This is a genomic window from Arthrobacter sp. Sr24, from assembly GCF_054511175.1.
The window spans coordinates 1-8,877 of the sequence record NZ_JBTNDB010000047.1; the positions used below are offsets into that span (position 1 = coordinate 1).

At 58.6% G+C, this 8,877-nt stretch carries 6 protein-coding genes; 2 read left to right on the forward strand and 4 right to left on the reverse strand.

Annotated features, from left to right (window positions below; all coding sequences use genetic code 11):
- Positions 1-209: 209 nt before the first annotated feature.
- On the reverse strand, positions 210-1,712 hold the full coding sequence (locus ACX80D_RS17545; RefSeq protein ID WP_459324152.1) for an MDR family MFS transporter: 1,503 nt from the start codon (positions 1,710-1,712) through the stop codon (positions 210-212).
- A gap of 112 nt (positions 1,713-1,824) precedes the next feature.
- Here ACX80D_RS17545 and ACX80D_RS17550 point away from each other — a divergent pair, with 112 nt between their 5' ends.
- A complete protein-coding gene (locus ACX80D_RS17550) occupies positions 1,825-2,409 on the forward strand; it encodes a TetR/AcrR family transcriptional regulator (RefSeq protein ID WP_459324153.1) in 585 nt (194 codons plus the stop codon).
- A 700-nt stretch (positions 2,410-3,109) separates the two neighbouring features.
- Entirely contained in the window at positions 3,110-4,528 is a 1,419-nt protein-coding gene (locus tag ACX80D_RS17555) for a mycothione reductase (RefSeq protein ID WP_459324154.1), read from the forward strand.
- A gap of 23 nt (positions 4,529-4,551) precedes the next feature.
- On the opposite strand, the gene ACX80D_RS17560 is transcribed toward ACX80D_RS17555, so the two are convergent.
- The 3 genes from ACX80D_RS17560 to ACX80D_RS17570 form a co-directional block, all read right to left on the reverse strand.
- A complete protein-coding gene (locus tag ACX80D_RS17560; protein ID WP_459324155.1) occupies positions 4,552-5,979 on the reverse strand; it encodes an aminotransferase-like domain-containing protein in 1,428 nt (475 codons plus the stop codon).
- A gap of 107 nt (positions 5,980-6,086) precedes the next feature.
- Positions 6,087-7,301 carry a calcium:cation antiporter gene (locus ACX80D_RS17565; RefSeq protein WP_459324156.1) on the reverse strand — a complete coding sequence of 405 codons (1,215 nt, stop codon included), beginning with the start codon at positions 7,299-7,301 and terminating at the stop codon, positions 6,087-6,089.
- Between the two features lie 271 nt (positions 7,302-7,572).
- Positions 7,573-8,877, reverse strand: a 1,305-nt coding sequence (locus tag ACX80D_RS17570) for an HNH endonuclease signature motif containing protein (RefSeq protein ID WP_459324157.1), incomplete at its 5' end; no start/stop codon positions are given.

The following is an 8,877-nucleotide window of genomic DNA, read 5'->3' on the forward strand; positions in this document are numbered from 1 at the left end:
ACCTCCGAGGCTCTGCCCTAGGCTTCCGGAATCTCACCAACTACGTCGCCAGATCGTTGCTGGAATCCGGAGGCTTCAGACCGAAACTACACTCTGAATTCTGAAGAGCCCCTAAACAACTACCTTTGCTTGGCGCACAGAAAGGGGGCCTGGGCGATTCCTCGCCCAGGCCCCCTATTTTTTATATCCCGTGTCATGCCCCGAGGTAGTTACCGCTGTTTGTCCACCTTGACGAAGAAGGACAAGGCTAGGCCAATGGTGGCCAAGATGGCGCCAATGATGAAGGCTGCGTGCGCACCGGAGAACAGCGCGTGGGCCATATCCGAACCCTCTTCAAGCATCCCTGCGGAAAGCAGGGACATCACGGTCACGAAGATCGTGGTGCCGATAGCTCCACCGAGCTGCTGGCCGGTGTTGAAGATGGCCGAGCCGTGGCCATACAGCCGGGGCTCGACGGTGGTCATAGCTGAGCTCATCAGGCCGGTCATCAGCAGGGCGAGGCCGATGGAGAAGACAATGTGACTAATCATGAAGACCCACAGTGCGGTGTCAGAATCCACTGTCACGTACATCCACTGGCCTAGGGCGAGCATAGCCGCACCCGGAATCAGGACGGGGCGTGACCCGAAACGGTCATAGATGCGTCCAAAGATCGGTGCCGCAATTACCTGGGCCAATCCGCCGGGCAGCAGCATCATCCCGATCGCCAGTGTGGTGAAGCCTGCGCCTGATTCGAGAATGATCGGCAACACGACAATGGTGCCCAAAAGGGTACCCATGGCGATCATGATCATCAGCACGGAGAAAGTGAAGGTACGGGACTTGAACGGTGTCAGATTCAGCAATTCCTTGCCGTCGCGAGTCAGTCGGACCTGTCGCTTAATGAACAGGCCGAGGGACGTCAGGCCGATGACGAAGCAGCCGACTGTGAGGGCAATATTTTCGCCTGCGTGCTCCAGACTGGAAATGCCGTAGACCAGCAAACCAAACGCCAAGGCGGAAAGAATTACCGAGACGACGTCGAGCGGGAGCTTGCGCGTGCTGTTCGGGACCTTGATGAAGATGATGCCCAGGACCAGGATGATCACGGCCAGTGGCGCCATGAGAATGAAGATGTAGTGCCAGGTAAAGGCACTAACTATGGCCCCGGAAACTGTCGGGCCGATGGCCGGACCCACGGAGATGACGATCGAGTTCAGACCCATAATGGCACCGCGCTTGTGCATGGGCACCAGAGTCAGCGTTGTGGTCATCAATAGCGGCAGAACGATGGCGGTGCCGAGTGCCTGGATGATACGGGCAACCAGCAGGACCACGAAGCTCGGCGCGAAGATTGCCAGCACGGTTCCTGCCAAAAAGCTGACGAGCGCAAAAATGAACAAGCTCCGTGCACTGAAACGCTGCAGCAGATAGCCCGTGGTCGGGATAACTACCGACATAGTCAGCAGGAATCCGGTGGTCAGCCACTGCCCAGCTGCCGCCGAGACGGAAAGATCCGCCATAATCGCCGGAAGCGCTACGCTGAGCACCGTCTCATTCAGAATCATCAGGAACGCGGCCAGGGCCAGGGCGCCGATGATTCCGGTGAGCTGCTTTGTTGACAGCTCTGGCCGGGGCCGCTGGACTGAGGCAGACGGCGGGGAAATCGTGTCTTCTGTGGTCAGGGCCAAAGGAAGGTACCTCTTCTGTAATATTTGAACTATCGAAATCATGTCACGGTCTGACAGATTTCATATGCCAAACCTGTCAGAGTGTGACGTAAAATATAGCTTGACGAGCTCCGTCGCCTGCCGGAGCGCCTCCACTAGTGAAGCGAGCTGAGCTTTGGGTATCCGCGAAGAACGCCGCGCGCAGATGATGCGCGAGATCCAAGGCGCCACATTGGACCTGGTTGAAGAACAAGGCCTCGACGCCACGACCATCGGCCATATTGCCGAACGCGTGGGCATTTCCGAGCGGACGGTCTTTCGCTATTACTCCTCCAAGGAGCACGCCCTCATGCCCGCTCAGCGGGGGCTGATCGAAACGCTGGTTGCCACTGAGAGCACGCACTCCAGCGCCTCCGGAATTCTAGAAGATCTGTTGGCGGTGTGCCGCGGACTCTTTGCCATGGAGGTCGAGCAGAGTGACTTCCGTAGAATTTCCCGTCTGATGGTCAGTGAACCGGAGATGCTGCGGGTTGTCACGCGGCAGGAGCGGGATCTAGTCGAAGGACTTAGCGCTACCCTGATCCAACGCGGCCCACTGGGTGCGATCCAGGCGCTCCTGGTTGCCGAGGTAGTGACTGCCGCCTGGCGGGTAGCCTGGCAGACTTTCGCCCGGAAGGAATTCGACGGAGTTGAAACCGACCCGGTGGACTTGTTCGATCAAACTGTCCACGAGTTGGGAAAGCTGTTCCTACGTAACTGAGACCTCGATCGGCGGAGCTCAAGTACGCCGATGCTTTGTTCCCGTGCGGCCGCCCCTTGGCGGACTGCAACCAGAACTGGATGATCGCTCCGCTAGCGAACATCACCATGCAGAACGGGTGTTTACCGGGGGCGAAGCCAGCTCCTTGCCTGATGTTCCGTTCTCTTGGAGCCCCTAAGAGTGGAGCCTGTACGCGTGGAGTTTTTTGGCAGCGTGTCGGCGAAGCGGCCGAGGGTCACCACATTCTCTGTATAGAGCGCACCAATCTCTTCAATGTGACGAACCTAGACGATCGTCAACTACGCTGCAACGGCCCCTGATGGAAGCGAAACTGCCTGCCAGCTTGCGTTTGATGCAGCGGCGGAAATCTTTGCCAGCTCGAGCTCGAGCACGGCATTTTCTGGATGTACTCGTGGCTGCCTTCGAGGCCGATCATCCAGACGATCGCAGCCAATTGCAGTGTGCCGCTCTATGCCCTGCCACCGCCCCGCAACGACCAAAACGCTCAAGTTATTTCAGATCCCTGCAGCTAGAAGATATCACCGACGTCTGGAAAGCCCGCGGCGCCGAAGCTGGGCTCTTCGTAGCCGTTATTGGAGACGAGAACATCGCCACCGCTGCAATGCGGCGGCGGACTTTGTGCGCGGGTAGCCTTGCTATGAACGCTGGACCCCATTCACCCGTGAAGGATGCAATCCCCATGCCCCACTTCGACCTCGTCATCATCGGCACCGGCTCTGGAAACTCCATTCCCGGCCCAGAGTTTGATCATTGGAACATTGCCATCGTGGAAGACGGTCATTTTGGCGGGACCTGCCTGAATGTTGGCTGCATTCCCACCAAGATGTTCGTGCACCCGGCGGAGTTGGCCGATGCCGCCCGCCACGGCAAGGCGCTGGGAATCGATTCTCAGCTGAACTCCGTGGACTGGCCAGGTATCCGGGACAGGATCTTCGGACGGATCGACGCCATCGAATCCGGTGGCCGGCAATACCGCGAAGGCCCTGAGTGCCCCAACATCACGGTCTTCGCCGGGCGCGGCCGCTTCTCCGGACACAAAGAGCTGCACATTGACCTGCACGACGGCGGCAGCACCCAAGTGACCGCCGACAGATTTGTTCTGGCTGCGGGTTCGCACGCTGTGGTCCCGGATACTCCCGGCCTCGCTGATAGCACCACCCAAAGCGCGGCGGTCTTTCATACCTCCGATTCAATTATGCGATTGGAGACGCTGCCCGCCAGCATGGTCATTCTGGGTGGTGGATACATTGCCGCCGAGTTTGCGCACGTATTTTCCTCCTTTGGCGTGCACGTCACTCAAATCGCGCGAGGGAAAAGGCTGCTCAAATCTCAAGATGACGATGTCTCGGTTCAGTTCACCAAGGAGGCCGCGGCGCGCTACACAGTCCTGCTGGAAACCAAGGTGAGCAACGTGGCGGACACAGCGGACGGCGTCGAACTTCAACTGATGGGGCCGAATGGGCCGCACGCTCTGAAAGCGGATGTGTTACTCGTGGCCACGGGGCGCAAACCCAACGGGGCCACTTTAAATGTGGAAAAGACTGGCGTGGAATTGGACCATCATGGGCGAGTGGTGGTTGATGAGCATCAGCGCACGGGCGTTGACGGGATTTACGCGCTGGGCGACATCTCCTCCAAATACCAGCTCAAACATGTGGCCAATCACGAGGCAAAGGTGGTTAAGCACAACTTGGCCCACCCTGAGGCGCTCATCAGCTCAGATCACCGATTTGTGCCGGCCGCAGTATTCAGCGATCCGCAGATTGCCTCGGTTGGGATCACGGAGTCGCACGCCATCAAGGCCGGAATTGAGTATGTGGTGAAAGTGCAAAACTATGGCGACATTGCGGCAGGTTGGGCGCGTGAGGACACGGGCCATTTCCTGAAGGTACTGGCCGATCCTGCCACTGGTTTGCTGTTGGGGGCGCATGCGATTGGACCGGAATCAGCCACCATCATTCAACCGCTGATCCAAGCCATGCACTTTGGCCAAACCGCCCACGATGTGGCTAAGAAGCAGTACTGGATTCACCCCGCCTTGTCCGAGCTGGTGGAGAACGCGCTGCTTGGTCTGCCGGAGCCCACAGCGAACGCTTAGGCAGGTTTTAGAGCAGTCAGGTTTTAGAGCAGTTCAGCTACCCGTTGCACGCCGGCCCGAATCTGCGCAATGGAAGCGGCGCTAAAGGATAGGCGGATGAACGGGGCGGGTGGCTCATCTACGAAGTATTGCTTGCCGTCGCCGATCAGCACTCCTGCTTGGTGGGCTTTTGTTGTCAAGGTTGTGGAATTGCTGCCTTCTGGAAGCCTGACCCACAGGTGAATGCCGCCGGTGGGAATGTTTGGCACCTTAGCACCGGTCATTGATGCATGAATCTCGTCCACCATGGCATCGCGACGTTCCAGCAATCCAGCGCGCAGTCGTGTCACGTGGCGCGGCCAGGCGGAGGAGGTCAGCAGGCCCAACGCGATTTCTTGCGTCAGCGGTGGCACGCATATGTCATCGGCAATACGGGCGGTGCGCAGTCGTTCCCCTGCCGGGCCCCTTGCAGCAATGGCGCCCACGCGTAATCCTGGCGCGGCAGGCTTGGTCAAGGTGGCGATGGAGACCACATGCCCATCCGGGTCCTGGGTGAACAGCGGCGGTGGAGCGTTGCCATCGAGGGACAGGTTCCGTGCCCAGTCGTCCTCGATGATGAAGGCACCGTAACGCTTCGCCAAAGCCAACACCTCCACGCGGCGTTCGGCACTGAGGATGGCACCGGACGGATTCGCGTAACAAGGCTGGAGATAGATGAGCTTAGCGTGCGTGCGCTCCAGAGCATCGGCCAGTTTCGCCGGGATGATTCCGTGCTCATCGGCTTGCACTGCGGCCAGGTTCAATCCCGCGGACTGTGCGGCGATGGCCGCCCCAGGGTAGCTGGGGCTTTCAGTGATAAGCGTTGAGCCGGGATCGGCCAAAGTGCGCATCGCAAACACCAGCGACTGCTGCCCGCCCGGCATGATCAGCATGTCCTCCGGATCCGCACTGAGCTGGCTGGCAAATGCACCGCGCAATTCCGGAAGTCCCATGGGCGGAGCCATGGTCCAAGCCCGGTGGCTTTTAGCGCACCGGACACCGAGCGTGCGTAACTCATCAAAAGGTTGCAGCTCCGGAGCCAGATAACCCCATGACAATTGAACCTGACCGGATGTGCTTTGTGAATGGAGCCGGCCGGCGCGGGCCGCATCCACCCGTGAACGGCCCAGGGTGGAGGACTGCCAGGCGTAATCAGGTTCAGCTAACTGGTTGCGGCTAGCTGGGCCATGCTGCAGCGGATGCTGCAGTTCATTCGACTCCTCCCGGCCCGCCACAAAGGTGCCACGGCCTGGCTCTGCTCTGACGATTCCCAGGCCCGAGAGTGTGCTGATGGCTTGAGTAATAGTCACGGGGCTGGCGCCATAGGTCTTTGATAGCTGCCTGACGGAGGGCAACTTATCCCCCACGCGCATCACGGCCGCCTGCTGCTTGAGCAACTCAGAGATATCGGCGGCCCGGTTATTGATCGACATGGGAACCAGTCAATAACGTTACTGTCCGAAATCCAACACAGTGTTACTCATCATTTCGCGAACTTAGGAACGTGTCATGATCCGCACTCAGCAGAATTTGCCCTGAATCATGAGAAGACAACAAGTCCATAAAGAGCGAAGACCGCCAAGTGGGTAGCTCCGTGCACCATTGTGAGCTTCTTCGAGCCGAACGTGGTCACCGACAGCAGCAGGGTGACGCCAAGTAGCAATAGATTGGCCGGCGACTCGGCCAAAGCAACCTCTTGTCCCGTGAGCATGCCGATCAAGAGCACGACCGGGATAGTCAGACCCACCGTGGAGACGAGGGCCCCGTGGCAGAGATTGCTGACCCGTTGGGCTTCCCCTGCTAAAGCGGCACGCACAGAAGTGATGGATTCCGGAAGAAATACGATCATGGCGATCAGAAGACCTGAGAGCGCCACAGGGGCGCCCACACGGCCGAGCCCGTCGTCCAAAAGTGTTGCCATATCGTGTGAGAGCAGCACAATGGGTAGCACCGTGACCACCAGCGTGCCCATGCGCAGAAGGATCTCCGTACGGTGCTTGGTGAGGATGGCAGTTATAGGCATCGCACTAGTGGTGCCCCCACGGGAAGGCGAGATGGAGCGTTCGGAGGAGACGCCGTCGTTCTTGGTTTTGATTCTTGATGTGGCACCTGGTGTGGGGATCTCCAGGCGGGGGTCAACCTCAGTGAAATCGCCAGCTTGGGGGCCCATCTGACGTACCAGGAAGAACGCGTAGAGGCCAAAGGCGAGCAGAATGACGGGAATGCTTTGGCCAGATGTGTAGGAGCCATCGTGACCGATCAAAGCCGGGAGTGCGAAGGCGATTGAGGTGAGGACGATGATCATGGCCAGGTATGCGGAGGTTCCGGTGCGGTTGTGCCTGAGTGAGCCGTGCCTGAGCCCGCCGAGCAGTAGTGAGAGGCCAATGACGGCGTTGAGGATGATCATGGAAACGGCCATCACGGAGTCGCGCGCGATGGTTGCATGCTCGCCGGGGCCCAGCATGACCGCGGATATTAAGACCACCTCGATCAGGACGATCGACAGCGTCAGCACCAGTGAACCGTAGGGATCCCCGAGGCGGCGGGCGAGATGTTCGGCCTCGTGAACTACGCCGAAAGAACAGATCAAGATAATGGCAATGATGGCGGCCAAGACGGTGACTAGCAACGGAGTGGGAACCGGCGGAGTAAGGAGTGGGCCCATGAGGAATAATACCGCCACCGCAAACCAGCCGATAATAATTCGGGCCAGTGCGATGGGGGTCAAAATTGAGCGGGCGGCTGTTGTGAGCATGGGTTCAAACCTGTTCTACGAGGTCGTCCCCGAATCAAATGAACAAACGGGCCGTCCCGTTCGTGACTTTGCCTACCCCAGCGCCGGATCTCGCCTACCCCAACGCCGGATCTCTGCGTCAGTCCGGGTTTTGTTGATGGCCGGTTCTGATGTGCTGTGATCCATGCGTCTACCTTGCCCCAGCATATGACAGCTAAGTAGAGGGTGCCAATCACGCTTGGTCGCTGTGTTGTCCAGGCCGTGGGACACCATTAGCCTTGCGCAGTGATGGCTAGTCGCTTGGTTTTTTGGTGGTTTTGCTGATGAGTTTCTTGAGCCATTTCGGGTATTCAGGCCGGTCTGGTTCCTTATTCAGCGGTGGCCGGTATTTGCCACTGGGCGTGATCCAGCCGATCCGCCCGTCCTTGGTGAGCTTGGGGGTCCAGCCCCGCAACCGGATCCCGGCCCGTTCTGGTTCATCAATACTCCGCCGACGACCACGCCGGTTCTTATCATCCTTGAAATGCTTCATTAGATGATGACGTTTACACGCTGGACGTAAATTGGCCATTACCGAAGGCCCACCAAACTCAAAAGCCCGTAAATGATCTAATTCCGTATCCATTACTGGATTAGGACAATTCGGTACATAACAACACCCAGCCAAAGCCTGCAACACCGCCCGTTCCGCCGCCCGCAACGTATACCGTTGCGGTTCCAACGGCAATGCCTCCCCCGTGATCGGATCAGTCAAAACCCGCAAGAACGAAGAACCATTACTCAACAACTTCCGCGCTATCTCCTCTGGCACAGGACCACCCTGAGGACCCACCAATTCCGCCGGTTCATCCGTGATCCCCAACAACCCCAAGAACGGGACCTTCACTAACACCAACGCCTCCGGCATCGGCGGATCCACCAACACACCATTGCCCGCCAACTCAGCAAGCTGCTGCAAATACTCAGCATTCGGATCCTCCACAATCCCATCCACCACACCATCAACCAACCCAGAACCATCCCCCACCACAACAACCACATCAGCAGCATCAGGCGGGGCAAGCGGTACTGCAGCATCAGGCGTGTCAACCGAGTCAGGAGGTTCGCTACGGTCAGGAGTTTCCCCTGAATCAGGCGAGTCACCATGGTCAGGAGGATCAGCCGGATCGGGAGGGTCTGCAGGGTCACTAGCGAAATAGACCTCCGCAGCCGAAAGACCTGAATCAACACCAGAATCAGCACTAGCAGTAGAGCTAGAACCAGCACCCGAGCTAGAGCCGGCGTTAGAGCTAGAGCTAGAGCTATCGGGTCTGGCTGGATTACCGAGTCCTCCAGAACCACCACAATCAACGCTAGAACCAGAACCAGCACCGGAATCAGCACCAGAACGAGACCCTGAACCATGGCTAGAGCCAGTTTCAGGGCTGGTGCCAGCGCCGGTAGTGGGTTCTGTTGACGCGGTGGCGGGTTCTGTTCCTGATGCTGGGGTGGCGGTGTTGAGGGTGGCTTCGGCGTCGTCGAGTAATCCGGTGGCCGTGGCCGGGAGTTTCTGCCCTAGAAGCAGAATCGCAGCAATATCAACCCGTAACTGCGCCAG

What these genes read in the sequence shown, in the direction of transcription:
- ACX80D_RS17545 (WP_459324152.1), bottom strand. Translation starts at nt 1,712, where the DNA reads ATGATTTCGATAGTTCAAATATTACAGAAGAGGTACCTTCCTTTGGCC.
- ACX80D_RS17560 (WP_459324155.1), bottom strand. Translation starts at nt 5,979, where the DNA reads ATGTCGATCAATAACCGGGCCGCCGATATCTCTGAGTTGCTCAAGCAG.
- ACX80D_RS17565 (WP_459324156.1), bottom strand. Translation starts at nt 7,301, where the DNA reads ATGCTCACAACAGCCGCCCGCTCAATTTTGACCCCCATCGCACTGGCC.
- ACX80D_RS17555 (WP_459324154.1), top strand. Translation starts at nt 3,110, where the DNA reads ATGCCCCACTTCGACCTCGTCATCATCGGCACCGGCTCTGGAAACTCC.